This is a genomic window from Streptomyces sp. NBC_01261, assembly GCF_036226385.1.
In the GTDB taxonomy this organism is placed as follows: domain Bacteria; phylum Actinomycetota; class Actinomycetes; order Streptomycetales; family Streptomycetaceae; genus Streptomyces.
This window is the reverse complement of sequence record NZ_CP108463.1, coordinates 8,010,150-8,036,874: the sequence shown is the minus strand read 5'-3', so window position 1 is coordinate 8,036,874 and position 26,725 is coordinate 8,010,150. Positions and strand designations below refer to the sequence as shown.

Annotated in this window: 24 protein-coding genes; 8 read left to right on the top strand and 16 right to left on the bottom strand. The window is 71.4% G+C overall.

From position 1 onward, the window contains the following. Window positions 1–43: 43 nt before the first annotated feature. The 3 genes from OG226_RS35835 to OG226_RS35825 form a co-directional block, all read right to left on the bottom strand. Window positions 44–1,507: a glutamate synthase subunit beta gene (locus tag OG226_RS35835; RefSeq protein WP_329351162.1), complete on the bottom strand. Its 1,464-nt coding sequence runs from the start codon at window positions 1,505–1,507 to the stop codon at window positions 44–46. Further along, window positions 1,500–6,095 (bottom strand): glutamate synthase large subunit, encoded by a 4,596-nt coding sequence (gene gltB, locus OG226_RS35830; RefSeq protein WP_329351161.1) that lies wholly within the window; start codon window positions 6,093–6,095, stop codon window positions 1,500–1,502. The genes OG226_RS35835 and gltB overlap by 8 nt, the downstream gene beginning before the upstream one ends. Before the next feature lie 365 nt (window positions 6,096–6,460). Continuing rightward, a complete protein-coding gene (locus OG226_RS35825; RefSeq protein ID WP_328683939.1) occupies window positions 6,461–7,192 on the bottom strand; it encodes a VIT1/CCC1 transporter family protein in 732 nt (243 codons plus the stop codon). Window positions 7,193–7,472: 280 nt separating this feature from the next. Here OG226_RS35825 and OG226_RS35820 point away from each other — a divergent pair, with 280 nt between their 5' ends. From OG226_RS35820 to OG226_RS35790, 7 genes are all read left to right on the top strand, one after another. Continuing rightward, the gene (locus tag OG226_RS35820) at window positions 7,473–8,573 is read left to right on the top strand and encodes an ADP-ribosylglycohydrolase family protein (protein ID WP_328683938.1); all 1,101 of its coding nucleotides are present in this window, start codon (window positions 7,473–7,475) and stop codon (window positions 8,571–8,573) included. Window positions 8,574–8,917: 344 nt separating this feature from the next. Beyond that, complete coding sequence (locus OG226_RS35815) at window positions 8,918–10,021, top strand: ADP-ribosylglycohydrolase family protein (protein WP_328686532.1); 1,104 nt, start codon at window positions 8,918–8,920, stop codon at window positions 10,019–10,021. Window positions 10,022–10,029: 8 nt separating this feature from the next. Then, entirely contained in the window at window positions 10,030–11,250 is a 1,221-nt protein-coding gene (locus OG226_RS35810; RefSeq protein WP_329351160.1) for an ADP-ribosylglycohydrolase family protein, read from the top strand. Continuing rightward, complete coding sequence (locus OG226_RS35805) at window positions 11,238–12,602, top strand: ADP-ribosylglycohydrolase family protein (RefSeq protein ID WP_328683936.1); 1,365 nt, start codon at window positions 11,238–11,240, stop codon at window positions 12,600–12,602. Before OG226_RS35810 ends, OG226_RS35805 begins: the two co-directional genes overlap by 13 nt. Continuing rightward, window positions 12,599–13,495, top strand: a complete 897-nt coding sequence (gene rbsK / locus OG226_RS35800; protein ID WP_328683935.1) for a ribokinase — start codon at window positions 12,599–12,601, stop codon at window positions 13,493–13,495. The genes OG226_RS35805 and rbsK overlap by 4 nt, the downstream gene beginning before the upstream one ends. After that, window positions 13,492–14,694 carry a CaiB/BaiF CoA transferase family protein gene (locus OG226_RS35795; RefSeq protein WP_328683934.1) on the top strand — a complete coding sequence of 401 codons (1,203 nt, stop codon included), beginning with the start codon at window positions 13,492–13,494 and terminating at the stop codon, window positions 14,692–14,694. Before rbsK ends, OG226_RS35795 begins: the two co-directional genes overlap by 4 nt. Beyond that, window positions 14,691–15,503: an HpcH/HpaI aldolase/citrate lyase family protein gene (locus tag OG226_RS35790; protein WP_328683933.1), complete on the top strand. Its 813-nt coding sequence runs from the start codon at window positions 14,691–14,693 to the stop codon at window positions 15,501–15,503. Before OG226_RS35795 ends, OG226_RS35790 begins: the two co-directional genes overlap by 4 nt. A 57-nt stretch (window positions 15,504–15,560) precedes the next feature. Here OG226_RS35790 and lgt read toward each other — a convergent pair whose 3' ends face one another. The 11 genes from lgt to hisI all read right to left on the bottom strand — a co-directional run bounded on the left by lgt (window position 15,561) and on the right by hisI (window position 24,565). Next, a complete protein-coding gene (lgt, locus tag OG226_RS35785) occupies window positions 15,561–16,544 on the bottom strand; it encodes a prolipoprotein diacylglyceryl transferase (protein ID WP_328683932.1) in 984 nt (327 codons plus the stop codon). Window positions 16,545–16,647: 103 nt separating this feature from the next. Further along, window positions 16,648–17,427, bottom strand: a complete 780-nt coding sequence (locus OG226_RS35780) for a DsbA family protein (protein ID WP_328683931.1) — start codon at window positions 17,425–17,427, stop codon at window positions 16,648–16,650. A gap of 111 nt (window positions 17,428–17,538) precedes the next feature. Next, window positions 17,539–18,354 carry a tryptophan synthase subunit alpha gene (gene trpA, locus OG226_RS35775; protein WP_328683930.1) on the bottom strand — a complete coding sequence of 272 codons (816 nt, stop codon included), beginning with the start codon at window positions 18,352–18,354 and terminating at the stop codon, window positions 17,539–17,541. Beyond that, window positions 18,351–19,634: a tryptophan synthase subunit beta gene (gene trpB, locus OG226_RS35770; RefSeq protein ID WP_328683929.1), complete on the bottom strand. Its 1,284-nt coding sequence runs from the start codon at window positions 19,632–19,634 to the stop codon at window positions 18,351–18,353. Before trpB ends, trpA begins: the two co-directional genes overlap by 4 nt. 58 nt (window positions 19,635–19,692) lie before the next feature. After that, window positions 19,693–19,911, bottom strand: a complete 219-nt coding sequence (gene trpM, locus OG226_RS51685) for a tryptophan biosynthesis modulator TrpM (RefSeq protein ID WP_443044960.1) — start codon at window positions 19,909–19,911, stop codon at window positions 19,693–19,695. Between the two features lie 43 nt (window positions 19,912–19,954). After that, on the bottom strand, window positions 19,955–20,764 hold the full coding sequence (gene trpC / locus OG226_RS35765; RefSeq protein WP_328683928.1) for an indole-3-glycerol phosphate synthase TrpC: 810 nt from the start codon (window positions 20,762–20,764) through the stop codon (window positions 19,955–19,957). Between the two features lie 126 nt (window positions 20,765–20,890). Then, window positions 20,891–21,346, bottom strand: coding sequence for a DUF2752 domain-containing protein (locus OG226_RS35760; protein ID WP_328683927.1), 456 nt, complete (start codon window positions 21,344–21,346; stop codon window positions 20,891–20,893). Between the two features lie 106 nt (window positions 21,347–21,452). Next, window positions 21,453–21,701 carry an HGxxPAAW family protein gene (locus OG226_RS35755; protein WP_328683926.1) on the bottom strand — a complete coding sequence of 83 codons (249 nt, stop codon included), beginning with the start codon at window positions 21,699–21,701 and terminating at the stop codon, window positions 21,453–21,455. Between the two features lie 275 nt (window positions 21,702–21,976). Next, a complete protein-coding gene (locus OG226_RS35750; RefSeq protein ID WP_329351159.1) occupies window positions 21,977–22,627 on the bottom strand; it encodes a TIGR02234 family membrane protein in 651 nt (216 codons plus the stop codon). A gap of 52 nt (window positions 22,628–22,679) precedes the next feature. Next, entirely contained in the window at window positions 22,680–24,158 is a 1,479-nt protein-coding gene (locus OG226_RS35745; RefSeq protein WP_329351158.1) for an anthranilate synthase component I, read from the bottom strand. 11 nt (window positions 24,159–24,169) lie between these two features. After that, a complete protein-coding gene (gene hisI, locus OG226_RS35740; protein ID WP_328683923.1) occupies window positions 24,170–24,565 on the bottom strand; it encodes a phosphoribosyl-AMP cyclohydrolase in 396 nt (131 codons plus the stop codon). Window positions 24,566–24,647: 82 nt separating this feature from the next. Between hisI and OG226_RS35735 the strand changes: the two genes are divergently transcribed. Further along, a complete protein-coding gene (locus OG226_RS35735) occupies window positions 24,648–25,283 on the top strand; it encodes a TIGR03085 family metal-binding protein (RefSeq protein WP_328683922.1) in 636 nt (211 codons plus the stop codon). 24 nt (window positions 25,284–25,307) lie between these two features. Here OG226_RS35735 and OG226_RS35730 read toward each other — a convergent pair whose 3' ends face one another. Continuing rightward, window positions 25,308–26,168 (bottom strand): hypothetical protein, encoded by an 861-nt coding sequence (locus OG226_RS35730; RefSeq protein ID WP_443067021.1) that lies wholly within the window; start codon window positions 26,166–26,168, stop codon window positions 25,308–25,310. Next, window positions 26,126–26,719 (bottom strand): MFS transporter, encoded by a 594-nt coding sequence (locus tag OG226_RS35725; protein WP_329351157.1) that lies wholly within the window; start codon window positions 26,717–26,719, stop codon window positions 26,126–26,128. The genes OG226_RS35730 and OG226_RS35725 overlap by 43 nt, the downstream gene beginning before the upstream one ends. Window positions 26,720–26,725 lie beyond the last annotated feature (6 nt).

Here is a 26,725-nt window from a genome sequence, read left to right as displayed (position 1 = left end):
TCGTGCTCCGCACGCCTTTGTGCGGACGTCTTTTGACGAACCGTCAGACCATCAGCGCCCGGTCCGTCGGCCGGATCGGTGCCGGCAGTTCGCTGGCGCCGGTCAGGAAGCGGTCGACTCCGCGTGCGGCCGAGCGGCCCTCCGCGATCGCCCACACGATGAGGGACTGGCCGCGGCCCGCGTCACCGGCGACGAAGACGCCGGGGACGTTGGTCTGGAAGTCGGCGTCGCGGGCGATGTTGCCGCGCTCGTCGAGGCCCAGGGCGAACTGGTCGACGAGGCCGTTCTCGCGGTCGGGGCCGGTGAACCCCATGGCCAGCGTGACCAGTTGGGCGGGGATCTTGCGCTCCGTGCCCGGCTTCTGGGTCAGCTTGCCCTCGACGAACTCGACCTCGACGAGGTGCAGCCACTGGACGTTGCCGTCCTCGTCGCCCTCGAAGTGGGTGGTGTTGACGGAGTAGACCCGCTCACCGCCCTCCTCGTGCGCGGAGGTCACCTTGTAGAGCATCGGGAAGGTCGGCCAGGGCTGCGCGACCGCGTTCCGCTCGTCGCCCGGTCGGGGCATGATCTCCAACTGCGTGACGGACGCGGCCCCTTGGCGGTGCGCCGTACCGACGCAGTCCGCGCCGGTGTCGCCGCCGCCGATGACGACGACGTGCTTGCCCTCGGCCGAGATCGGGGCGGTGACGTAGTCGCCCTCCTGGACCTTGTTCGAGAGGGGCAGGTACTCCATCGCCTGGTAGACGCCGGTCAACTCCCGTCCGGGGACGGGGAGATCACGGGCGGTGGTGGAGCCGGCGGCGATGACGACCGCGTCGTAGCGCTTGCGCAGGTCGGTGGCCTTGAGGTCGCGGCCGATCTCGATGCCGGTGCGGAAGCGGGTGCCCTCCGCGCGCATCTGCTCGATACGGCGGTTGATGTGCCGCTTCTCCATCTTGAACTCGGGGATGCCGTACCGGAGAAGGCCCCCGATGCGGTCCGCGCGCTCGTAGACGGCGACGGTGTGGCCCGCCCGCGTGAGCTGCTGGGCGGCGGCGAGGCCCGCCGGGCCCGAGCCGACGACCGCGACGGTCTTGCCGGAGAGGCGCTCGGGGGCCTGCGGGGCGACGTCGCCGGTCTCCCACGCCTTGTCGATGATGGAGACCTCGACGTTCTTGATGGTGACCGGCGGCTGGTTGATGCCCAGCACACAGGCCGCCTCGCACGGCGCGGGGCACAACCGCCCGGTGAACTCGGGGAAGTTGTTCGTCGCGTGCAGCCGCTCCGACGCGGCCGTCCAGTCCTCGCGGTAGGCGTAGTCGTTCCACTCGGGGATCAGGTTCCCCAGCGGACAGCCGTTGTGGCAGAACGGGATGCCGCAGTCCATGCACCGGCCGGCCTGCTTGCCGATGATCGGCAGCAGCGAACCGGGGACGTAGACCTCGTTCCAGTCCTTGAGACGGACGTCCACCGGGCGGGACTTGGCGACCTCGCGCCCGTGGTTCAGAAAGCCCTTCGGGTCAGCCATTGATCGCCGCCTCCATCATCTTCTCGGTGATCTCGGTCTCGGAGAGACCCGCTCGCTCGGCGGCGTCCTTGGCGGCGAGCACTGCCTTGTAGGCACTGGGGATGATCTTGCTGAAGCGCTCCACGGACACGGCCCACTCGGCGAGCAGCTTCCCGGCGACCGTGGAAGCGGTCTCCTCGGCGTGCCGGCGCACCACGTCGTGCAGCCACTGCTTGTCGTCCTCGTCCAACTCCCCTACGGCGCCCGCGTTTCCGACGTTGACGTTGTCGGGGTTCAGGTCGATGACGTAGGCGATGCCGCCGGACATGCCCGCCGCGAAGTTGCGGCCGGTCTCGCCCAGGACGACCGCCCGGCCGCCGGTCATGTACTCGCAGCCGTGGTCGCCCACGCCCTCGGAGACCACCGTGGCACCGGAGTTGCGGACACAGAACCGCTCACCGGTACGGCCGCGCAGGAACAGTTCGCCGCCGGTCGCGCCGTAGGCGATGGTGTTGCCCGCGATGGTGGAGAACTCGGCGAGGTGGTCGGCGCCCCGGTCGGGGCGGACGATGACCCGGCCGCCCGAAAGGCCCTTGCCCACATAGTCGTTGGCGTCGCCCTCCAGGCGCAGCGTGACACCGCGCGGGAGGAAGGCGCCGAAGGACTGGCCCGCCGAGCCGGTGAAGGTGATGTCGATGGTGTCGTCGGGCAGACCCGCGCCGCCGAACTTCTTCGTCACCTCGTGGCCGAGCATCGTGCCGACCGTGCGGTTGATGTTGCGGATCGCGACCTGCGCGCGGACCGGCTGGGCGTCGGTGGCGCTGGACGCGGCGAGGGCGTCGGCGGCGAGCTTGATCAGCTCGTTGTCGAGCGCCTTCTCCAGACCGTGGTCCTGCTTGATGACCTGGTGGAGGGCCGCGCCGTCCGGGAGTTCGGGGACGTAGAAGAGGGGGGCCAGATCCAGGCCCTGTGCCTTCCAGTGGTCCACGGCCCGCTCGACGTCGAGCGTTCCGGCCTTGCCGACGGCTTCCTCGATGGTGCGGAAGCCCAGCTCGGCGAGGATCTCGCGAACCTCTTCGGCGATGAACCGGAAGAAGTTCACGACGTATTCGGCCTTGCCGGCGAACCGGTCGCGCAGCACCGGGTTCTGCGTGGCGATGCCGACCGGGCAGGTGTCGAGGTGGCAGACGCGCATCATGACGCAGCCGGAGACGACGAGCGGCGCGGTCGCGAAACCGAACTCCTCGGCGCCGAGCAGCGCGGCGATGACGACGTCACGGCCGGTCTTGAGCTGGCCGTCGGTCTGGACGACGATCCGGTCGCGAAGTCCGTTGAGCAGCAAGGTCTGTTGGGTCTCGGCGAGGCCCAACTCCCAAGGCCCACCGGCGTGCTTGAGCGAGGTGAGCGGCGAGGCGCCCGTACCGCCGTCGTGGCCGGAGATGAGGACGACGTCCGCGTGCGCCTTGGAGACACCCGCGGCGACCGTGCCGACGCCGACCTCGGAGACCAGCTTCACGTGGATCCGCGCCTGCGGGTTCGCGTTCTTCAGGTCGTGGATCAGCTGGGCGAGGTCCTCGATGGAGTAGATGTCGTGGTGCGGCGGCGGCGAGATGAGCCCGACACCGGGCGTCGAGTGACGCGTCTTGGCGACCCACGGGTAGACCTTGTGGCCGGGCAGCTGGCCGCCCTCGCCGGGCTTGGCGCCCTGGGCCATCTTGATCTGGATGTCGTCCGCGTTGACCAGGTACTCGGAGGTGACGCCGAAGCGGCCGGAGGCGACCTGCTTGATGGCGCTGCGCCGGGCCGGGTCGTAGAGCCGGTCCGCGTCCTCGCCGCCCTCACCGGTGTTGGACTTGCCGCCCAGCTGGTTCATGGCGATGGCGAGGGTCTCGTGCGCCTCCAGGGAGATGGAGCCGTACGACATGGCGCCGGTGGAGAAGCGCTTGACGATCTCGGAGACGGACTCGACCTCGTCGATGGAGATCGAGGGGCGGTCCGACTTGAAGCCGAACAGGCCGCGCAGGGTCATCAGCCGCTCGGACTGCTCGTTCACGCGGTCCGTGTACTTCTTGAAGATGTCGTAGCGGTTGGTGCGCGTCGAGTGCTGGAGGCGGAAGACCGTCTCCGGGTCGAACAGATGCGGCTCGCCCTCGCGGCGCCACTGGTACTCGCCGCCTATGTCGAGGGCGCGGTGCGCGGGCGCGATGCCGCTCGCCGGGTAAGCCTTCGCGTGGCGGGCGGCGACCTCCTTGGCGATGACGTCGATGCCGACGCCGCCGATCTTGGTGGCCGTACCGCTGAAGTAGCTGGTGACGAACCGCTCGTCCAGGCCGACCGCTTCGAAGACCTGGGCGCCGCGGTAGGAGGCGACGGTCGAGATGCCCATCTTGGACATGACCTTGAGGACGCCCTTGCCGAGCGCGTAGATCAGGTTGCGGATGGCCTGCTCGGCCTCGATGTCGGTGAGGAAGGTGCCCGCGCGGACGAGGTCCTCGACGGACTCCATCGCGAGGTACGGGTTGACGGCCGCGGCGCCGAAGCCGATGAGCAGGGCGACGTGGTGGACCTCGCGGACGTCACCGGCCTCCACCAGCAGGCCCACCTGGGTGCGCTGCTTGGTGCGGATGAGGTGGTGGTGGACGGCGGCGGTGAGCAGCAGCGAGGGGATCGGCGCGTGCTCGGCGTCGGAGTGCCGGTCCGAGAGGACGATCAGGCGGGCGCCGTTCTCGATCGCGGCGTCGGCCTCGGTGCAGATCTCGGCGAGGCGGGCGGCGAGGGAGTCGCCGCCGCCGGAGACCCGGTACAAACCGGAGAGGGTCGCGGCCTTCATGCCGGGCATGTCGCCGTCGGCGTTGATGTGGATGAGCTTGGCCAGCTCGTCGTTGTCGATCACCGGGAAGGGCAGGGTGACGCTACGACAGGAAGCGGCCGTCGGCTCCAGCAGGTTGCTCGCCGGGCCGAGGGACGAGCGCAGGGAGGTCACGAGCTCTTCCCTGATCGCGTCCAGCGGCGGGTTGGTGACCTGCGCGAACAGCTGGGTGAAGTAGTCGAAGAGCAGCCGCGGGCGGGCGGACAGCGCGGCGATCGGCGAGTCGGTGCCCATCGAACCGATCGGCTCGGCACCGGCCTTGGCCATCGGCGCGAGGATGACGCGCAGCTCCTCCTCGGTGTAGCCGAAGGTCTGCTGGCGGCGGGTGACCGAGGCGTGGGTGTGCACGATGTGCTCACGCTCGGGGAGGTCGGACAGCTCGATCTCACCGGCTTCGAGCCAGTCGGCGTACGGCTTCTCGGCGGCGAGGCCGGCCTTGATCTCGTCGTCCTCGATGATGCGGTGCTCGGCGGTGTCCACGAGGAACATGCGGCCGGGCTGGAGGCGGCCCTTGCGGACGACCTTCGCGGGGTCGATGTCGAGGACGCCGACCTCGGAGCCGAGGACGACGAGGCCCTCGTCGGTGACCCAGTAGCGGCCGGGGCGCAGGCCGTTGCGGTCGAGGACCGCGCCGACCTGGGTGCCGTCGGTGAAGGTGACGCAGGCCGGGCCGTCCCAGGGTTCCATCATCGTGGCGTGGAACTGGTAGAAGGCGCGGCGGGCCGGGTCCATGGAGTCGTGGTTCTCCCACGCCTCCGGGATCATCATCAGCACGGAGTGCGGCAGCGACCGCCCACCGAGGTGGAGCAGTTCAAGCACCTCGTCGAAGGAGGCGGAGTCGGAGGCCTCGGGCGTGCAGATCGGGAAGATCCGGTCGATCTTCTCCTGGTCTCCGAAGAGGTCGGAGGCGATCTGGGACTCGCGGGCCGCCATCCAGTTGCGGTTGCCCTTGACCGTGTTGATCTCGCCGTTGTGCGCGACGAAGCGGTACGGGTGGGCGAGCGGCCACGACGGGAAGGTGTTCGTGGAGAACCGGGAGTGCACGAGCGAGATCGCGGAGGCGAAGCGCCGGTCGGACAGGTCCGGGAAGAAGGGCTCCAGCTGACCGGTGGTGAGCATCCCCTTGTAGACGATGGTCCGCGCGGACAGCGACGGGAAGTAGACGCCGGCCTCGCGCTCGGCGCGCTTGCGCAGCGCGAAGGCCTTGCGGTCGAGGTCGATGCCCTGGCTCTGCCCGTCGCTCACGAAGAGCTGACGGAACAGCGGCATGGTCGAACGGGCCGTGGCACCGAGGAGTTCGGGCGCGGTGGGAACCTCACGCCACCCGAGCACCGTGAGGCCTTCTTCTACGGCGATCGTCTCAACCTGCGAGACGATCGCGTCGGCGCCGTCCTCGGGCAGGAAGGCGATGCCGACCGCGTATCCACCGGCGGCGGGGAGGTCGAATCCGGCCACCTCGCGGAGGAAGGCGTCCGGAACCTGGGACAGGATGCCCGCGCCGTCGCCGGAGTCGGGCTCGGCACCCGTCGCACCGCGGTGCTCCAGGTTGCGCAGCACGGTGAGCGCCTGCTCGACCAGCGCGTGGCTCGCCTCGCCGGTGAGGGTGGCCACGAAGCCGACGCCACAGGCGTCGTGCTCGTTGCGGGGGTCGTACATACCCTGCGCGGCAGGGCGAGCATCCATGAAGGACCAGTTCTGGCCATTCGCGGTGTGCTGGGACGGCTGGCGCGGCGTACGCATCGGCTCTCCCGTCGTCGTCGTGGCATATGCATGGGCATAGGGACGACGTTGGCCCTCTGCGAGTTAGCGCAAAATTTCGTGCAGGTTACATGATGGAACGGTTCTCGGGAACCGGATACTCCGTTCCAACATGCGGACGCCACGGGGTCGCGGCGCGGCACCGCACAAGCGGTGAAGGTGAAGGGGACAAAAGCGGACAGATCGATGTCCGCCGGTCCAGGGCAGAGGGAGCGTCGTAGCCCATCCCGCGGGTGCGCCGCGAGCGTCATTGCCCACAGCGCTTACGGCTCATGCCCAGTGGTTAAGCGTTCGAAACCAGCGAGTAACGGCTACTTATGCGACCCAGCGCATAAGTGCGCGTCGAACTATCCTACGACCGTTCCGAACAGAGTGCCCAGGGCGTACGTCACACCGGCCGCCGCACCTCCGAGCGCGAGCTGCCGCAACCCGCTGAACCACCAGGTCCGCGCGGTCACCCGGGCCACCACCGCACCGCACCCGAACAACCCGACGAGCGCGAGCAGCAGCGCCGGCCAGAGCGCGGTCGCCCCGAGCAGGAACGGCAGCAGGGGAAGCAGCGCCCCCAGCGCGAACGCCCCGAAGGACGACACGGCGGCGACGAGCGGCGAGGGCAGATCGCCGGGGTCGATCCCCAGCTCCTCGCGGGCGTGTATCTCCAGGGCCTGCTCGGGATCGCGCGAGAGCTGCCGGGCGACTTCACGGGCAAGCGCGGGCTCGACCCCGCGGGACACGTACAGAGAGGCGAGCTCCCCTTCCTCGTCCTCCGGGTGCCTGCGCAGCTCGCGCCGCTCGACCTCCAACTCGGCCTCGACCAGCTCACGTTGGGAGGCGACGGAGGTGTACTCGCCGGCCGCCATGGAGAAGGCACCGGCGGCGAGCCCGGCCAGCCCGGTGATGACGACGGTCTGATGACTGACGGCACCGCCGACGACACCGGTCATCAGAGCGAGGTTGGAGACGAGACCGTCCATCGCGCCGAACACCGCGGGGCGCAGCCAACCGCCGCTCACATCCCGGTGGGTGTGGTTGTCGCGGTGCGCCTCGTGGAGCGTCGCCTCGGTCTCGATGATGGCCATGCGCTGATCTCCCAGGAGGTTCAAGAAACTAAGGAAAGGCTAACTTTGGACAAGTTCTACTCTTTGACAACACTCAACATACGACTTTCATTTCAGGCTCACCAGCAAGGAAAGGCTGGGCTAACCTGCGGCTTTACCCTCGAACGCTCATCCGTGCGGTGAGCCAATCAAATGTCGACCGGGTGACACTGCACTCCGTCAGGCTCTGCCGAAGGCCTCCCGTGGGAGACATCCGCAAAGGGTTCCGCGCCCTGAGGGAACCCCGTAGGAGAGGCCGCGTATGGCATCGATCGCCTGCATTCCCCCGGTCCCGGCGCCCAAGAACGCCACCGAACTCCGCGAACGGGCGCGCGGCGCGCTGCTCGGCCTGGCGGTGGGAGACGCCCTAGGGGCACCGGCGGAAAACATGAAGCCCTCGGAGATCCGCGCCCGTTGGGGCCGCATCACGGGCTACGTCGCGGAGAACCCGGCCGGCACGGACGACACGGAGTACGCGATCTTCTCCGGCCTCCTCCTGGCCCGCCACGGCTCGGCCCTCACGCCGACCCACGTGGAGGCGGCCTGGCACGAGTGGATCGCGGACCGCGACGAGGGCCCTTTCCGGGGAGCGGGCTTCAGCGAACGCGGCACCCTGGAGAACCTCCGCCGAGGCCTGGCCGCCCCCATCTCGGCCCAACACCGCCACGCCTGGAGCGACGGCCTGGCCATGCGCGCGGCCCCCTTCGGCGTCTTCGCGGCGGGCCGCCCGGCGGAAGCGGCCCGTCTCGTCGCGATCGACGGTTCGGTGAGCCACGACGGCGAGGGCATCTACGGCGGCCAGGCGGTCGCGGCGGGAGTGGCGGCGGCGATGGCGGGAGCGCCGACGATCGCGGTGGTGGCATCGGCCCTGGCCGTAGTCCCCGACGACTCCTGGACGGCCCGCTCCCTCCGCCGAGCGGTTGCGGTGGCCCACCGGGGCGAACGAGCGGTCCGCTCCGCGGTGGTCATCGGCGGCTACCCCTGGACCGACCTGGCCCCCGAGGCGGTGGCCCTCGCCTTCGGCGCATACGCGGCAGCGGACGGCGACTTCGTGGAGTCGGTCCTCACGGCGGTGAACATGGGAAGGGACGCGGATACGACGGCCGCGGTGGCGGGAGCCCTGGCAGGCGCGACCCGAGGCGCGTCCGCGATCCCGGCGGACTGGGCATCGGCGATCGGCCCGGCACGGGGCAGCTGCCTACCGGCGATGGCCGGCCACCATGTGCTGGACATCGCGGAGTTGCTGGTTCCGGGGGAGGGCGGGAAGTGGGGCACGGGGGTCACGGTCCGACGGGACCAGGAGGAGCACCGGGACCAACGGGAGTACGTGCTGGCTGCGGATGAGGACGAGGTGCAGCTGTGAGGCGTGAGGAGATCGGAGGCCACGGGGTGGCGCGGAACGCGCAACGGATTGAACGAGCGGTTGCTGGGGGCGAGTTGGCGCGGCAGGCGCCACCCGCACCCCACCTCCCGCTCCACCCCGAGCCGCTCCAACGCACAACGGGTGACGGCGAATCCGCCCCGCACGACCCACCCGCACCCGCTTCCCACCTCCACGCACCCCACCCCACCCGCCTCAACCGGCCAGCCGCCGACGGTGAGTTCGCCCCGCAGGGGCCACCCGCACCCGGCGACGAAAGTCGTACGGGTGCGGGTGGGAGTACAGAGGCCGATGGCGGAGCCGAGGCTGTTCGTAAGGCTCGCCGTATCGAGGGGCTGCTGCTCGGGCTCGCCGCAGGTGATGCCGCCGGTTGGCCCGCCGCGAGGCACCGCGCCGCTCGCATGCCCGAGTGGACCCGCCGCCTCACCCGTGAGCTGGACACCTTCGCCGAACAGAACGCGACCACCACCCTCCCCGTCCCCATCGCCCTGAACCAACCCCCCGAGCCCCTGCGCCTCGGCCCCTCCGACGACGCCGAATGGGCAGCGTTCGCCGCGGAAGCCGTACTAAGGGCCGGCGACGACACAGTCCTGGGCGACCTCAGCAGAGAACGCAGAACCCGAGCCGCGATCGACCTCACCTGGAACGCCATCGCCAGCGAGGTCGCCGCCGCGGCGGACCGCGCCCCCGAGGTCGAGTCCGCCGTACTCCCCCTCCGCGCCCGCATCTCGGTAAGGGCCGGCCTGGGCAACCTCGCAGCAGGCCTACGCCCACCCGCCACCGGCCACGACAACCCCCACTACTTCGACGACGCGGCCTGCGTAAGAGCCTGCGTACTAGCAGTGGCGCACCCCGGCGACCCCCAACGCGCCGCCGCCCTCGCCGAGTTCGACGCCCACTACACCCAGGACGGCGACGGAGTCCACGGCGCCCGAGCCATGGCGGCGGCCCTCTCCCTCGCCCTGGTCGGCGCGGACGTGGACGAGTGCGTGGCGGCAGCCCTCGCCGAACTCCCCGAAGCCACGGAGATCGGCCGCAACGCCCGCCACGCCCTGAAGTTGGCCCAGGACAGCGACAACGCCTTCGCCCTGATCCCCCTCCTGGAACACCAGATCGTCGACCACGTCTACAGCTACGGCATCGCGGCGGCCGAAACCGTCCCGGTAGCCCTCGCGTTGGCGACAGCAGCCCGCGGCCGTATCGCGGAAGCGGTCCCCGCTGCGGCCTGCCTCTCCCGCGTAGCGGACTCGGCACCGGCCCTGGCAGGCGCCCTCACCGGAGCGCTCAGTGGCGGCGAAGCAATCCCGTCGACCTGGCGGGACGCCTGCCGCACCCTCTCCGGCTGCGCACTCCCCCGCCTCACCGGCACGGACCTCGTAGAACTCGCCGAACTCCTGGAAGCCACACAACCGCCCCCACCAGGAGGATGATTCGGTGCATGCCACCCAAAGAACCCAAAGCCCCTGAAGAACTCAACCGAACCAGAGCCGGAGTCGGAGCCGAAACTCCAGAAACCAGCCTCGAAGAGAGGATCACCGGAGCCCTGGTGGGCGCCGCCGTCGGCGACGCCCTCGGCGGCCCCGTAGAGGGCTACTCCCCCGACCAGATCCTCGAACGCCACGCGGGCCGCGTCCACGGCATCGTCGGCCCCTGGAACGGCGAGGCCTGGCGCACCGCCCGCCCCATCGCCCCGTACCACAAGGGCGACGGCCACGTCACCGACGACACCTTGATGACCCACGCTCTCGTACGGGTCTACGCCCAGGTCCGCGACCACCTCGACGCCTACTCCGTCGCCGACCACCTCGTCCCGGACCTGATGCGGAACCCGCGCTGGATCCCGGAGTTGGAGGCGGAGGCCATCCCCCTCCACCGCGTCTTCCTCGCCGAGAAATGGCTCGCGGCCCGCCTCCACTACGGCCACGTCGACCCCCGCGAAGCAGGCGTCGGCAACATCGTCAACTGCGGTGCCGCGATGTACATGGCCCCGGTCGGCCTGGTCAACGCGGCCCATCCGGCGGCCGCTTACGCCGAGGCCCTCGACATCGCGGGCGCCCACCAGTCGTCGTACGGCCGAGAGGCGGCCGGTGTCTTCGCGGCGGCGGTGGCCGCGGCCTGCGTCCCGGGCGCGACCCCCGACTCGGTCGTGACCGCCTGCCTCGCCCTGGCGAAGGACGGCACCCGCACCGCCATCGAGCAGGTCTGCGAAGCGGCCGCCCGCCACTCGGACTTCGAGTCGGCGCTGGTCCCCCTGCGGGAGGCCATCGCGCCGTACGACACGGTGGGCCCCGACTACCGCGCCCCCTCCCTGGACGCCCGCCGCCCCTCCCGCACCAAGGCGATCGAGGAACTCCCCGTCGCGCTGGGCATGTTGGTGGTCTCCGGCGGCGACTACCGCCACGCGGTGCTGGGTTCGGTGAACTACGGCCGGGACTGCGACTCGATCGCGACGATGGCCGGCGCGGTGGCCGGCGCCCTCGGTTCCACGGTCCCGCAGGACTGGTCGAAGACGGTCGCGGAAGCCAGCCGCCTGGATCTCTGGGAACCGGCCGCGACCCTCACCGCCGTCACCCGCGAGCTCTTCGAACGCGATGTCCTCCGACGCCGGGCCCACGAGGCCGCGTTCACCGAGATCGGAGGACTGCGGTGCTCCGACTGACCTGGGTCCAGCCGGAGGACCTGCTCGGCCACGAACTGTGCCAGGCCGCCCAGGACGGACGCGAACCGTCCGCGATCGCGGCCCGCTGGAGAGCGGCGGGCGGAGCGGAGGCCCCGGAACGGGCGGGTGCGTCGGCCCAACCCCCCACCCGCTACCTCCGGTTGCTCGCCGAGGACCTGCTGGACGAACTGGCCGACCTGCCCAGCGGGTTGGCGGACCAGGAACCCACCGACCTGGCGCGCGTCAAAGCCCTCTGCCCCAACTGGCCCACCCCACAAGCCGCCTCTCCGCCCCTCTCACCCCGCCCGGCCCGCTTCCAGGCCGCCTGGCTGGGCCGCGCCGTCGGCTGCCTCCTCGGCAAACCCGTGGAGAAACTCCCCCTCGACGGCATCCGCCAACTCGCCCGCGCCACCGGCAACTGGCCCCTCACCTCCTACTTCACCGCCCGGGGTGTCCCCGCCGAACTCCTCGCCGCCCACCCCTGGAACCGCCGCTCCGCCCCCACCTCCCTCGCCGAGAACATCGACGGCATGCCCGAGGACGACGACCTCAACTACCCTCTGCTGAACCTCCTGTTGCTACAGCGCCACGGCAAGGACTTCACCACCGCCGACGTGGCGAGGCTCTGGCTCGACGAACTCCCCGCAGGCCGGACCTTCACCGCCGAGCGCATCGCCTACCGCAACCTCCTCACCGGCCTGGAACCCCCGCGGACGGCCCGCCACCGCAACCCGTTCCGCGAGTGGATCGGCGCCCTGATCCGCGCCGACGTGCACGGCTGGACCAACCCCGGAGACCCCGCCGCGGCGGCCGAACAGGCCCACCGCGACGCCACGTTGACCCACACCGCGAACGGCGTCTACGCGGCGATGTTCACGGCGGCCACCATCGCCACCGCGACCACCGGCACCCACGACATCCACACCTGCCTGCGCACCGGACTCACGGTCGTCCCGCCCAACTCCCGCCTCACCAGAGCGATTCACCACGCCCTCCGACTTGCCCGGAAACACCGGGACTTCGACGAGGTCGTGGACGAACTCCACGCCACCTACTCCCCCACCCACCACTGGGTCCACGCGATCCCCAACACCGCCCTGATCGCCGCCGCCCTCACCCACGCGGACGGCGACTTCACCGGCTCCATCTGCCGTGCGGTGTCGGGGGGTTGGGACACCGACTCCAACGGCGCGACGGTCGGCAGCATCGCCGCCCTTCTCTCGGACACCCCGCTCCCCGACCGCTGGACGACCCCGCTCAAGAACCGACTCGCCACCTCCGTAGGCGACTTCAACGGCATCGGCTTCGACACCCTCGCCCGGCTCACCCATCAGGAGACCGCCCGCCCATGACCCACATCGCCGTGCTCGGCAGCACGAACATGGACCTCGTCGCCTACGTCGCGAAGGCCCCGCAGCGCGGAGAGACCGTGACGGGACGGGAGTTCCGCACGATCCCCGGCGGCAAGGGCGCCAACCAGGCGATCGCCGCGGCCCATGCGGGCGCGACGGACGTCACGATCGTCGGCGCGGTCGGCAACGACGCCTACGGCACCCAACTCCGCGCCACCTTCGAACACTCCGGTGTCGACACCGACCATCTGCGCACCGTCGAGGGCCCGTCCGGCACCGCGCACATCGTCGTGGACGACGAGGGCGGCAACGCGATCGTCGTGATCCCCGCCGCGAACGGCACCGTCGACCACCTCGCTCCCGGCGACGAGGCCACGATCGCCACGGCCGACGCCCTGCTCCTCCAGCTGGAGATCCCCCTCGCGGCGGTGATCGCGGGCGCGGAGGCGGCCCGCCGCCACGGCGTCCGGACGATCCTCACGCCCTCACCCGTCCAGCCACTGCCCCCCGAACTCCTCGCCGCCGTAGACCTGTTGGTCCCCAACGAGCACGAGGCCATCGCCCTCACCGGCCGCACCGACCCGCGCGAAGCGGCGGCGGCACTGCTCGACCAGGTGCCCGAGGTGATCGTCACCCTGGGCGCGGCGGGCAGCCTGTACGCGGCCCGGGGCGCCGAGCCGTTCACCGTGCCCGCGCCTCACGTGACCGCCGTGGACTCGACCGGCGCGGGCGACACCTTCGTCGGCGCGCTGGCCGTGGCGCTCGCCGAGGGCCGCCCGATGCGGGACGCGCTGGCCTGGGCGGCAGCGGCGGCAGCCCTGTCGGTGCAGCGGCCGGGCGCGACGGCGTCGATGCCGTACCGCGCGGAGATCGAGAAGCAGTACGCCTCATGACCGGGACGACGACCACAACTCCCCTGTCAGGGCTGCGCGTTCTCGATCTCGCGACGCTCTTCGCCGGGCCCCTCGCCGCCACCATGCTCGGCGACTTCGGTGCCGAGGTCATCAAGGTCGAGCACCCGACCAGGCCCGACCCGTCCCGGGGCCACGGCCCCTCGAAGGACGGCATCGGCCTGTGGTGGAAGCTGCTCGGCCGCAACAAGCGCGCGATCACCCTCGACCTGTCGAAACCGGGCGGGCGCGCCACCCTGCTCCGGCTCGCCGCGACCGCCGACGTGATCATCGAGAACTTCCGCCCCGGCACCCTGGAGAAATGGGACCTCGGCTGGGCCGAACTCTCCGCCGCCAACCCGCAGTTGGTGCTCGCCCGGGTCACCGCGTTCGGCCAGTTCGGGCCCTACGCGCACCGCCCCGGCTTCGGCACCCTCGCCGAGGCGATGAGCGGTTTCGCCGCGATCACCGGCGAACCGGACGCGCCCCCGACGCTCCCGCCGTTCGGCCTCGCCGACTCGATCGCGGGCCTGGCGACGGCGTACGCCGTGATGACGGCGCTGGCCGCGCGTGACCGCACGGGCGAGGGCCAGGTCGTCGACATGGCGATCATCGAACCGATCCTCACCGCGCTGGGCCCGCAGCCCCTCTGGTACGACCAGCTCGGCCACGTCCAGCCACGCACCGGCAACCGCTCGCAGAACAACGCCCCGCGCAACACCTACCGTACGGCGGACGGCAGTTGGGTCGCCGTCTCCACCTCGGCCCAGTCGATCGCCGAGCGCGTGATGCGCCTGGTCGGCCGCCCGGAACTGATCGACGAGCCCTGGTTCGGGACGGGCGCGGAACGGGCCCGGCACGCCGATGTCCTGGACGCGGCGGTCGGCGACTGGATCGCGCGGCGCACCCGCACCGAGGTGCTGGCCGCGTTCGAGAAGGCGGAGGCGGCGGTCGCCCCGATCCAGGACGTACGGGACGTCATGACGGACCCGCAGTACCAGGCCCTCGACACGATCACCACCGTCGACGACCCCGAACTCGGCCCCCTCCGCATGCAGAACGTCCTCTTCCGCCTCTCCGCCACCCCCGGCGCGATCCGCTGGACCGGCCGCCCCCACGGCACCGACACGGACACGGTCCTCACCGAACTCGGCCTGACCGAAGCCGAGTTGACCGCTCTCCGCCAGGAGGGCGCCCTGTGACCGCGCACCCCCTGACCTGGCTCTACGTCCCCGGCGACCGACCCCCGGTCGTCGCCAAGGCCCTCGCCGCCGGCGCGGACGTGGTCGTCGTGGACCTGGAGGACGCGGTCGCCCCGGACCGCAAGGCCTACGCCCGCGCGGCCACGGCGGAGCTTCTCTCGGAGCCCCAACTCGACGTCCACGTACGCGTGAACGCCCTGGACACCCCCTGGGCTGCCGACGATCTCCGCACCCTCGCGCCCCTCCCGGGCGTGTCCGGCCTACGGCTCCCGAAGGTCACGTCCGCGGAGGACGTCGTAGCCGTGGCGGAGAAGACCCGCGAACTCCCCCTGTACGCCCTCCTGGAGACGGCCCTCGGGATCGAGCGGGCCTTCTCGATCGCCGCCGCGCACTCCTCCGTGCACGGCATCGCGCTCGGCGAGGCGGATCTACGGGCCGACCTGGGCGTACGCGACGACGCGGGCCTGGACTGGTCCCGCTCCCGGGTGATCGTCGCCGCCCGGGCCGCGGGTCTGGCCCCGCCGCCCCAGTCCGTCCACCCGGACATCCGCGACCTGGAGGGCCTGGCCGCCTCCTGCGCGCACGGCCGCGCCCTGGGTTTTCTGGGCCGGGCGGCGATCCACCCCCGTCAACTCCCGGTCATCGAGAGCGCGTTCCTCCCGACGGACGAGGAGATCGAACAGGCCGAGACGATCGTCAAGGCCGCCACCCAGGAGGAGGGCGCCCAGGCCCTGCCCGACGGCCGGTTCATCGACGCGGCGGTGGTGGCGGCGGCGCAGCGAACACTCACGTTGGCGCGTCGCACCTGAACACGATGAGGGCGCCCCGTGAGACACGGGGCGCCCTCATCGTCGTAGAACCGGCCGTCAGCCCTTCTTGGCCGACTCGGCCTCGTCTTTCTTCACGTCCGCTTCGGTCACCGCGTCCGCTTCCTCGGCGTCCGCGTCTTCCTTCGGCTCGTCTTCCGAGGTCGCCGCGCTGTCGTCGCCGTCGGTGTCACCGCCGGAGGCATCCGCGTCCGCGTCCGTCTCCGTGTCCGGCTCGACGATCTCCTCGCGGCCCGGGCGCTTCTTCGCCGAGATCACGAAGTACGTCACCGCGAGCAGGAAGACGATCATCGCGGTCCAGTCGTTCAACCGCAGGCCCAGGATGTGGTGGGCGTCGTCGACGCGCATGTACTCGATCCAGCCGCGGCCCACGCAGTAGGCGGCGACGTAGAGCGCGAACGCCCGGCCGTGGCCCAGCTTGAAGCGGCGGTCGGCCCAGATGACGAGGAAGGCGACGCCGACGCACCACAGGGACTCGTACAGGAAGGTCGGGTGGTAGTAGCCGGGGACGCGGCCGTCCGTCGAGGACGTGATGTGCAGCGCCCAGGGGAGGTGCGTCTCGCGGCCGTACAGCTCCTGGTTGAACCAGTTGCCCCAGCGGCCGATGGCCTGGGCCAGGGCGATACCGGGGGCGAGGGCGTCGGCCCAGGCGGGCAGCGGGATGCCACGGCGGCGGCAGCCGATCCACGCGCCCACCGCGCCGAGCGCGATCGCGCCCCAGATGCCGAGGCCGCCCTGCCACACCTTGAAGGCGTCCACCCAGTCGCGGCCCTCGCTGAAGTACAGCTCGTAGTCCGTGATCACGTGGTAGAGGCGACCGCCGACGAGGCCGAACGGCACGGCCCAGACAGCGATGTCGGCCACCGTCCCGACCTTGCCGCCGCGGGCGACCCAGCGTTTGTTGCCGAGCCAGACGGCGACGAAGACGCCGATGATGATGCAGAACGCGTAGCCGCGCAGCGGAATGGGGCCGAGGTGGATGACCCCGTGCGACGGGCTGGGAATGTAGGCAATGGTTTCCATGGCAGGGTCGACGCTACCGTGCCGGACCGCGACCGCGGCAAGCGGCCCGGCTACGGCTCCATAACGGGCCGGTATGAAAACCGGCCCGCCCGCTTACCCCTCGCTACCCCTTGTTCGCCGCCTGGACCAGCTGCTTCAGCTTCGCCGGGGTCATCGTCTGGTCCGCGTAGATGTTCTTGCCGTCGAAGAGGACGGTCGGGGTACCGGTGAAGCCGCCGGCCTGGAACGCGGCGGCGGACTTCGTGACCCAGCTGTCGTGCGTACCGCTGTTGACGCACTTCTGGAAGGCGGGCGTGTCGAGGCCCTTCACCTTGCCCGCCAGCTCGATCAGCTTGGCGTTGCCGGCGTACGCGTCGTCCGTCTCCTTGGGCTGGTTCTCGTACAGCACGTCGTGGAAGTCGCGGAACCTTCCGGCGTCCTGGGCGCAGGCCGCCGCGTTGGCCGCGCGCTTGGAGCCGGTGCCGCCGAGGTTGCCGTCGATGATCGTGACCAGGTGGTACTGCACCTTGAGCTGCCCGGAGTCCGTCAGCTCGTGGAGGGTGGAGCGGTACGCCGTCTCGAAGGCCTGGCAGGCCGGGCAGCGGAAGTCCTCCCACACCGTGAGCGTCGGCTTGGCGGTGTCCTTGCCGACCTGGATCGCCAGGCTGTCCTTGCCGCTCGCCCCGGAGGGCGCGACGACCGGGCCCGCCTTGCCGCTGCCGCTGTCGTCCTTGCCGTGGTTCGCGGCGAGGACGCCGACCACCGATGCAAGACCCAGCACGCAGACGACGCTCGCGGCCACGATCAGCGTGCGCCGCCGCCTCTCCGCGGTCTTCTGCTTCTCACGCTCGACCGCCAGCCGCTCGCGGGCGGTGCGCTTTCCGTCACGGTTCTTCTCGCTCACACCCGCAGAACGAACCGGGGAGGCGCAGCGCGCCTCCCCGGTCCCAGGTCCACCCATACGAGGGACCGGTTGTTCTGTTATTCCGGTTGCTCCGTGACGCCCGGCGTTCTGCTACGCCTGTCCGCGCACGCCCTTCGCCAGCTCGCCCGCGAGCACGCGGACCGCCTCGACGCCGGCCGCGTCGTCCGGCGCGTCCAGCATCCCCTTGACGAAGGCCGAGCCGACGATCACGCCGTCCGCGAAGCGGGCCACCTCGGCGGCCTGCCGGGCGTTGGAGACACCGAGTCCGACGCACACGGGCGTGTCGGTGGTGGCCCGGGTGCGCTCGACGAGGTCCTGCGCCTGCGCGCCCACGGACGCGCGGGTGCCGGTGACGCCCATGAGCGAGGCGGCGTAGACGAAGCCGGTGCCGACCTCGGTGATCTCGGCGAGGCGGGCGTCCTTGCTGCTGGGCGCGACCACGAAGACCGTGGCGAGCCCGTGCTTCTCGGCGTGCTCCCTCCACAGCCCCGCCTCCTGGACGGGCAGGTCGGGCAGGATGCACCCGGCGCCGCCCGCCTCGGCCAGCTCGGCGGTGAAACGCTCGACTCCGTAGCGGTCGATCGGGTTCCAGTACGTCATGACGAGGACGGGCTTGCCGGTCGCCGCGTGCGCCTCGCGGACCGTGCGCATGACGTCCGCGATCTTGACGCCGCCGCGCAGGGCGATGTCGTCGGCGGTCTGGATGACGGGACCGTCGAGGACGGGGTCGCTGTGCGGCAGGCCCACCTCGACGATGTCCGCGCCGCCGTCGAAGGCCGCCTTGATCGCCTCGATACCGCCGTCCACGGTCGGGAACCCGGCCGGGAGATAGGCGATGAGCGCGGCGCGTCCCTCGGCCTTCGCGGCGGCGAGGGTGTCGCTCAACAGCCGGATGTTGCCGCTCACTTGGCGTCCCCCTCGATCTCCGCGACGTCGGCCGCGTTCGCCGCGACTTCGGCATCGGTGTCGTACAGGCCGAAGTACCGCGCGGCCGTGTCCATGTCCTTGTCGCCGCGCCCGGACAGGTTGACGACGATCAGCCCGTCCTTGCCCAGCTCCCTGCCGACCTCCAGAGCGCCCGCGAGCGCGTGGGCGCTCTCGATCGCCGGGATGATGCCCTCGGTGCGCGACAGCAGGCGCAGGGCCTGCATGGCGGCGTCGTCGGTGATCGCGCGGTACTCGCCGCGGCCACTGTCCTTGAGGTAGGAGTGCTCGGGGCCGATGCCCGGGTAGTCCAGTCCGGCCGAGATCGAGTACGGCTCGGTGATCTGGCCCTCCTCGTCCTGGAGGACGTAGGACCGCGAACCGTGCAGGATCCCCGGCTCGCCGGCGGTCAGCGTGGCCGCGTGCTCGCCCGTCTCGACGCCGTGTCCGGCGGGCTCGCAGCCGATGAGGCGTACGTCCGCGTCCGGGATGAAGGCGTGGAACAGGCCGATGGCGTTCGAGCCGCCGCCGACGCACGCGATCGCCGCGTCGGGGAGGCGCCCGGCGCGCTCCAGGATCTGGCGGCGGGCCTCGACGCCGATCACGCGGTGGAAGTCGCGGACCATGGCGGGGAAGGGATGCGGGCCGGCGACCGTACCGAAGAGGTAGTGCGTGCGGTCGACGTTGGCGACCCAGTCGCGGAACGCCTCGTTGATCGCGTCCTTGAGGGTGCGGCTGCCGGACTTCACGGCGATGACCTCGGCGCCGAGCATGCGCATCCGGGCCACGTTCAGCGCCTGGCGCCGGGTGTCGATCTCGCCCATGTAGATGGTGCATTCGAGGCCGAACAGCGCGCAGGCGGTGGCGGTCGCGACACCGTGCTGGCCCGCGCCGGTCTCCGCGATGACCCTGGTCTTGCCCATGCGCTTGGTGAGCAGGGCCTGGCCGAGGACGTTGTTGATCTTGTGCGAGCCGGTGTGGTTCAGGTCCTCGCGCTTGAGGAAGATCCTCGCGCCACCCGCGTGCTCCGCGAAGCGGGGTACCTCGGTGAACGCGCTCGGCCTGCCGGTGTAGTTGAGGAGGAGGTCGTCCAACTCGCGGGCGAACTCGGGGTCGTGCTTGGCCTTGTCGTACTCGACGGCCACCTCGTCCACGGCGGCGACGAGGGCCTCCGGGATGAACTTGCCGCCGAAGGCGCCGAAGTAGCCCTCGGGGCTGGGGATCTGGCCGTCGGGGTCTGGGATGAAGAACTCGCTGGGCATACGGAAACCTCACGGTGAGTGTTTGTGGAGACACTAAGCGCCGTGGGGCGGGGGGTTGTTAGTTGGCTGCGGGCCGACCGTGGCCGGTCGCGCCCGCGCGGTGGTAGCCGCAGATCAAATACAGCCCCGCGCCCCTGAAGGGGCGCCATCGCATGCCGTTTACCTGTCCAGGCTCGTCCCCGATGACGTAACGCACCCGCCGACCGTGAACCCGCCTCGCGGGCGCACGGCAGCCACGGGGACGGCAGCCGCGCGCGAGGCGGGCGTACCGGTCCATGGGCGTCAGGGTGATCGTCATCGGAGGAGACCCTACCGCTCGATCAGCTACGGCCGTGGCGGAGTGCGGGGTGTTCGCCCGCCGCCACCAGGTCGGAGACCGCTGACTTGGGGTCGCGGCCGGTGACCAGGGACTCGCCGACCAGGACCGCGTCGGCGCCCGCGTTGGCGTAGGCGATGAGGTCGTGGGGGCCGCGGACGCCGGACTCGGCGATCTTGACGATGTGGGCCGGGATCTCGGGGGCGACGCGCTCGAAGGTGCCGCGGTCGACCTCAAGGGTCTTGAGGTTGCGGGCGTTGACGCCGATGATCTTCGCGCCGGCGTCGACCGCGCGGTCGACCTCGTCCTCGTCGTGGACCTCGACGATCGGCGTGAGGCCGATCGACTCGGCGCGCTCGATGAGGGACTCCAGGGCGGGTTGGTCCAGGGCCGCGACGATCAGCAGGGCGAGGTCGGCGCCGTAGGCCCGGGCCTCCCAGAGCTGGTACGACGTGACGATGAAGTCCTTGCGGAGGACCGGGATGTCCACGCGGGCGCGGACGGCCTCCAGGTCGGCGAGCGAACCGCCGAAGCGGCGCTGTTCGGTGAGGACGGAGATGACGGCGGCGCCGCCCGCCTCGTAGTCGGCGGCGAGGGCCGCCGGGTCGGCGATCGCGGCCAGCGCGCCCTTGGAGGGGCTGGAGCGCTTGACCTCGCAGATGACCTTGACGCCGTCACCGCGCAGGGCGGCGACACCGTCCTTGGCCGCGGGAGCCTTCGCCGCGCGCTCCTTGAGCTCGTCGAGGCTGACGCGCGCCTGCCGTTCCGCCAGGTCGGCACGGACTCCGTCGATGATCTCGTCGAGCACACTCACGCGAGCGGCCCCCTTCCGGACGGTGGAAAAGACATGGTCACATCTGACCTCGATGGTATCCGGAGGAAGGCGTAGCCCTCGCATCCGGTTGACGCCGGTCCCAATACCTGGACATGTGTCGGTTGATCAAGGGTGTAGCCAGCCACCGAACGGCAGGTTCCGGACAACCGTGAAGACCAGCACCAACGCGCCCAGACCCCACAGCTGGACCCTGCCGAGTTCGATCCGCGCGGGCCGGCCGCGCGCCGCGCGGACCACCCAGACGGTCCATACGACCATGAAGGCCAGATAGCCCACTACGGCGATCGCGTTGTCCTGGAGCGCCGCCAGGAAGTCCCCGTGGATGAACTCGTGCGCGCTGCGCAGGCCGCCGCAGCCGGGGCAGTACAGGCCGGTGAAGCGGTACAGGGGGCAGACGGGGTAGTGGCCGGGCTGGTTCGGGTCGACCGTGCCGACGTAGGCGAAGGCTCCGGCGACGGTCGCGAGGACGGCCGCGGGCACGGCGACGCGGTTCAGCACGGAGGCGGTCCCTGGGGCGCGCGTCTTCGGCATGCTCTGACTGTCGGCGTTCACGTCTCGCATTGTGCCCCCTGGCCCTTTCGTGCGGCACGCGCGCGTGAGGGGCGGTTCCCGGTGCTCCCGGGACCGCCCCTCCACGAAGTGGTGGCTGACAGCTACTGCCTACGGCTCAGCTGTCGGCGTGTGCCGTCTTGCCGAGCAGCTCGGTCAGGTCCTGGGGACGGTCCTTGGGCATGCCCATTCCCATCGCGCTCATGACCCAGCCGACGATGCCGCCGATGACCGCGATCGCCATACCGGCCCAGAAGCCGATCGGCTGTGCCATGACCATGAAGGCGCCGCCGACCATGAACCCGATGAAGATGATGGTGGTACCGGTCCAGGCGGCCAAAGTGTGACCGTGGCTGTTGCCCGCCATGACGTGCTCCTCGTTGCCGTGTACGTGTGTGAGCAGACGCTCACGCCTCATTGTTCCGCACGCGCGCGGAAGCGGTGCTCCGGGGTGGCCCCGCGCGCGGCGCGCGGAGTGGGCCGCGGGATGTCGGCTGCGGTGCCACCAGCGCCCCAAAGGGGCGCGGGGCTGTGTCGGTCTGCGGCTCCGCCGCGTGGGCGCGACCAGCCACGCCGCAGCCGACGGACGGCGGACGGCGGACGGCGGACGGCGGACGCTTCCTCCCGCACCCAGCGGAGCGCTTACGCGCCGGTGGGGTCCTCACCGCGGTCCAGGGCCTTCCAGATGTCCTCGGGGCGGTCGGGGTCCACCACGGGAGCCCGCCGGGGGCGCGGCGTGCCGTTGCGTTCGTAGCGGCCCGACATCGCGGGCCAGCGGCGGCCGTAGAGGAGGGCGAGCAGGCCGGCCAGCAGGATCAGGCCGCCGCCGACCGCGGCGACGTAGGGCCAGGCGGTGTGGTCGAAGGCGTGGACGACGGACGAGGTGTCGCCGGAGGCCTGCGCGGCCTTGTCGTCGAGCGCGGAACTGTCGGTGGCGCCGAGGAGCGCGGCGACGACGATGCCCGCGCCGGAGAGCGCGAGGAGGGCGGAGACCGCGAAGCGGCCCGCCCTGCGGACGGCGAAGACGGCGACGAGCGCGGCGAGGCCCACTATGGCGAGCGCCGCGGGCACGCCCGTGATGTCGCTGCCCTTGGCGGACAGCGGGAACGCGTCGCCGGCCACCGTCGCGGTCCCCATCGACCAGCGCTGACGGGTGGCCAGCAGCGCCACGGCCGCGCCGAGCGCACCGCTCAGCAGGGCCACGGCAAGGCTGCGGCGGCCGGCGCGCGCGGCGGGGCCTTCGCCTTCGCCTTCGGAACGGGGGTGAGGAACAGCAGCAGTCACGTGCTCCACTATCGCTCGAACCCCGGGCGAACCGTCACCCGGGGTTCATATGACCCTTGTCCTATTGCCCGAGCCGGTTCGCCGTGTGCACGGCGCGGAGGACCGCCGCCGCCTTGTTGCGGCACTCCTGGTCCTCCATCTCGGGGTCCGAGTCGGCGACGATGCCGGCGCCCGCCTGGACGTAGGCGGTGCCGTCGCGGAGCAGGGCCGTACGGATGGCGATGGCGGTGTCGGAGTCGCCCGCGAAGTCGAGGTAGCCGACGCAGCCGCCGTACAACCCCCTTCTGGACGGCTCCAGTTCGTCGATGATCTGCATCGCGCGGGGCTTGGGCGCGCCCGAGAGGGTGCCGGCCGGGAAGCAGGCCGTGAGGACGTCGAAGGCGGTACGGCCGGGCGCCACGCGGCCGGTCACCGTCGAGACGATGTGCATCACGTGGGAGTACCGCTCGACGGACATGAAGTCGACGACCTCGACCGAGCCGGGCTCGCAGACCCTGCCCAAATCGTTACGCCCGAGGTCGACCAGCATGAGGTGTTCGGCGCGCTCCTTGGGGTCGGCGAGGAGCTCGTCGGCGAGGGCCTGGTCCTCCTGCGGGGTCGCGCCGCGGTGCCGGGTGCCGGCGATCGGGTGGACCATCGCGCGGCCGTCCTCGACCTTGACGAGGGCCTCCGGGGAGGAGCCGACGACGTCGAAGCCGTCGAAGCGGAACAGGTACATGTACGGCGACGGGTTGGTCGCCCGCAGCACCCGGTACACGTCCAACGCGCTTGCGGTGCACGGTGTTTCGAAGCGCTGCGAGGGGACGACCTGGAAGGCCTCGCCCGCGCGGATGCGCTCCTTGATGTCCTCGACGGCCACCTTGAAGTCGGGGCCGCCCCACAGCGCGGTGTACTCCGGAAGCTCGGAGGGCGGGAGCTGGGCGGGCGGCTGGGCCACCGCGCGGGAGAGGTCCGCCTCCATGGCGTCGAGGCGGGCGATCGCGTCCGCGTAGGCCTCGTCGACGCCGGTGTCGAGGTCGTTGTGGTTGATCGCGTTGGCGATCAGCAGGACCGAGCCCTCCCAGTGGTCCATCACGGCGAGGTCGCTGGTGAGGAGCATGGTCAGCTCGGGGAGCTTGAGGTCGTCGCGCTCGCCGGGGCCGATCCTCTCCAGGCGGCGGACGATGTCGTAGCCGAGATAGCCGACCATGCCGCCGGTGAAGGGCGGCAGGCCCTCCTGGTGGCGGGTGTGCAGGGTCTCGATGGTGGCGCGCAGGGCGGCGAGCGGGTCGCCGTCGGCCGGGACGCCGACGGGCGGGGTGCCGAGCCAGTGGGCCCCGCCGTCGCGGGCGGTGAGGGTGGCGGCGCTGCGCACGCCGACGAACGAGTACCGGGACCAGGAGCGGCCGTTCTCCGCGGACTCCAGGAGGAAGGTGCCGGGGCGCTCCGCGGCCAGCTTGCGGTAGAGCGCGACCGGGGTGTCGCCGTCGGCGAGGAGCTTGCGCGTGACCGGGATGACGCGACGGTCGGTGGCCAGCTTGCGGAACGTCTCGAGGTCCATGGCGGCTGACCTTACTTTTCCACGGGGGCGGCACCGGAATCAGCGCCGTCCTTGAGGAGCACGTCCGCGTCGAAGCAGGTGCGGGCGCCGGTGTGGCAGGCGGCGCCGACCTGGTCGACCTTCACGAGAACCGTGTCCGCGTCGCAGTCCAGGGCGACCGACTTCACGTGCTGGAAGTGGCCGGAGGTGTCGCCCTTCACCCAGTACTCACGGCGGCTGCGGGACCAGTACGTGCAGCGGCCCGTCGTCAGGGTGCGATGCAGCGCCTCGTCGTCCATCCAGCCGAGCATGAGCACCTCACCGGTGTCGTACTGCTGGGCGATCGCGGGGACGAGTCCGTCGGCGCTGCGCTTGAGGCGGGCGGCGATCTCGGGATCGAGGCTGCTGGGCTGGGGCTTGCTGGTCATGGGGCCATTGTGCCGCGCCGCACCGACAGTCCTGGCCGGGCGTCCACTGTGCGGACCCTCCCGGCGGTCGTAGGCTGACGGCATGTCGACCTTCGCCAAGCGTGAACGACTTCTTCTCGCCGATCTCCTGGAGACCGCGGGCCCGGACGCCCCGACTCTCTGCGAGGGGTGGCAAACCCGTGACCTCGCCGCGCACGTGGTGGTGCGCGAGCGCCGCGCCGACGCCGCCGGCGGCATCATGATCAAGCAGCTCGCGCCGCGACTGGAGCGGGTGATGACGGAGTTCGCGGCGAAGCCGTACGAGGAGCTGATCCAGCTCATCCGTACGGGCCCGCCGCGCTTCTCGCCGTTCCAGCTCAAGCAGCTCGACGAGGCGTCCAACACGGTCGAGTTCTACGTCCACACGGAGGACGTACGGCGGGCACAGCCGGAGTGGACGCCGCGCGAGCTGGACCCGGTGTTCCAGGACGCCCTGTGGGCGCGGCTGGAGCGCATGGCCCGGCTGATGGGCCGCGGCGCGCCGACCGGGCTGGTGCTGCGCCGGCCCGACGGTCAGACGGCGGTCGCCCACAAGGGGGCGCCGGTCGTGACGGTGACCGGTGAGCCCTCGGAGCTGCTGCTGTTCGCGCACGGGCGGCAGAGCGTGGCCAAGGTGGAGCTGGACGGCGACGAGAACGCGATCGCCAAGCTCCAGGAGGCCAAGCAGCTGGGGATCTGAGCCCGCGGTTGTCAACAGGCCGGGTCATCCGGGCAGTTCGGCCCGCCGCAGGTCGCGGACGCACAGCGCGATGGCCCCGCCAAGACCGCAGACCACCGCGCTGACCACGAACACCGGGCCCGTGCCCCACACGCCGATCGCCGCGGCCGACAGCGGCATGCTCAGCGGGGCGAACCCGAGGCTGACCAGGCCGGAGACGGCGGTGACCCGGCCGAGGTAGGCGGGGTCGGCCTGGGTCTGCAGCAGGGCGCCGCACACGGCTCCACTGAGACCGGCGAGCAGCCCGACGAGCAGCGCGACGCCGACGGCCGCGAGGACGCTCGGGACGAAGGCGAGAGCACCGATGGCGACGGAGCCCGCGACGATCGAGGAGCCGGCCAGCCACCCCGCGTGCGGCAGCCGGCCCCGCACGGTCAGCAGCAGAGCCGCCGCCCCTGCACCGACCCCGAAGCCGGAGAGCACCCAGCCCATGCCCGACGCGCCCCACCCGCGCTCGTCCGCCAGCAGCGTCAGGCCCACGTTGAGCGGGCCCACGAAACCGAGGTCCCCGAGCGCGATGGCCAGCATCAGCGGGGCGAGGACACGGTGGCCCCTGATGTAGCGCAGGCCGGCCCGGAGGTCGTCGACAGGGGATGGGGATGTCGGGCGGGCGTCGGTTTTGGCGGGGGCAGTGGCGCCACGCGCTTCGGAGTCGGCCGCACTTGCGACACCTGCGCCGGGCGCCGTGTCACGACCGCCCGCGGCAGCACCCGTATCGGCGGTGCCGCCGAGCGCGTCGGCCTTGCCGTCGGCGGGCAGTTCCCGCATCCGTACGGAGATCAGCAGCGGCACCGACACCGCGATCAGCAGCCCGGCGAACGCGAACGCCGTCGCCGCGCCGCCGATCGCGACACCCAGGCCGCCGAGCGGACCGCCGACGACGTTGGCGATGGGGGTCCCCCCACGCCCTTGAGGCAGTGGGGGAGGATCGCGAGCCCCCGCATGCCCTGCACGCGCGCGAGTTGGTCGCGGCTCGTCACGCGCGCGGGGAGTGCGCCCACGGCCGGCATGAACACGGCGTCGACCGTTCCGAACATCACGGCGAGCAGCGCCAGCGGCCACAGTCCCGGGCTCGTCAGGAACAGCAGCGCGGCCACCGCCAGCACCGCCGCGCAGCGCACCGTGTCGCTCCCGATGACCACCCTGCGCGGCCCGAACCGGTCGGCGATCACTCCCCCGCCCAGCATCAACAGGGCGCGCGGCACGGCACTCACCGCCATCACGGCACCGGCCTGCGCGGGCGAGCCCTGCTGTACGGCCGCCCAGGACAGGGCGATGTAGTACACGCTGTCGCCGACCATCGAGGACGTGTAGGCCGCGAGCCAGCGCAGGACGTCGGGGTCGCGGTGGGCGGCGCGGCCGGGGGCGTCGGCGGGGGCTATGAGGGTGCCGGTCACGGGAGG

Excerpts from the sequence above, each read along its gene's own strand:
- OG226_RS35835 (WP_329351162.1), bottom strand. The coding sequence starts at position 1,507 with ATGGCTGACCCGAAGGGCTTTCTGAACCACGGGCGCGAGGTCGCCAAG.
- gltB (WP_329351161.1), bottom strand. The coding sequence starts at position 6,095 with ATGCGTACGCCGCGCCAGCCGTCCCAGCACACCGCGAATGGCCAGAAC.
- OG226_RS35825 (WP_328683939.1), bottom strand. The coding sequence starts at position 7,192 with ATGGCCATCATCGAGACCGAGGCGACGCTCCACGAGGCGCACCGCGAC.
- OG226_RS35820 (WP_328683938.1), top strand. The coding sequence starts at position 7,473 with ATGGCATCGATCGCCTGCATTCCCCCGGTCCCGGCGCCCAAGAACGCC.
- OG226_RS35810 (WP_329351160.1), top strand. The coding sequence starts at position 10,030 with ATGCCACCCAAAGAACCCAAAGCCCCTGAAGAACTCAACCGAACCAGA.
- rbsK (WP_328683935.1), top strand. The coding sequence starts at position 12,599 with ATGACCCACATCGCCGTGCTCGGCAGCACGAACATGGACCTCGTCGCC.
- OG226_RS35795 (WP_328683934.1), top strand. The coding sequence starts at position 13,492 with ATGACCGGGACGACGACCACAACTCCCCTGTCAGGGCTGCGCGTTCTC.
- lgt (WP_328683932.1), bottom strand. The coding sequence starts at position 16,544 with ATGGAAACCATTGCCTACATTCCCAGCCCGTCGCACGGGGTCATCCAC.
- trpB (WP_328683929.1), bottom strand. The coding sequence starts at position 19,634 with ATGCCCAGCGAGTTCTTCATCCCAGACCCCGACGGCCAGATCCCCAGC.
- trpM (WP_443044960.1), bottom strand. The coding sequence starts at position 19,911 with ATGGACCGGTACGCCCGCCTCGCGCGCGGCTGCCGTCCCCGTGGCTGC.
- OG226_RS35760 (WP_328683927.1), bottom strand. The coding sequence starts at position 21,346 with ATGCGAGACGTGAACGCCGACAGTCAGAGCATGCCGAAGACGCGCGCC.
- OG226_RS35755 (WP_328683926.1), bottom strand. The coding sequence starts at position 21,701 with ATGGCGGGCAACAGCCACGGTCACACTTTGGCCGCCTGGACCGGTACC.
- OG226_RS35745 (WP_329351158.1), bottom strand. The coding sequence starts at position 24,158 with ATGGACCTCGAGACGTTCCGCAAGCTGGCCACCGACCGTCGCGTCATC.
- hisI (WP_328683923.1), bottom strand. The coding sequence starts at position 24,565 with ATGACCAGCAAGCCCCAGCCCAGCAGCCTCGATCCCGAGATCGCCGCC.
- OG226_RS35735 (WP_328683922.1), top strand. The coding sequence starts at position 24,648 with ATGTCGACCTTCGCCAAGCGTGAACGACTTCTTCTCGCCGATCTCCTG.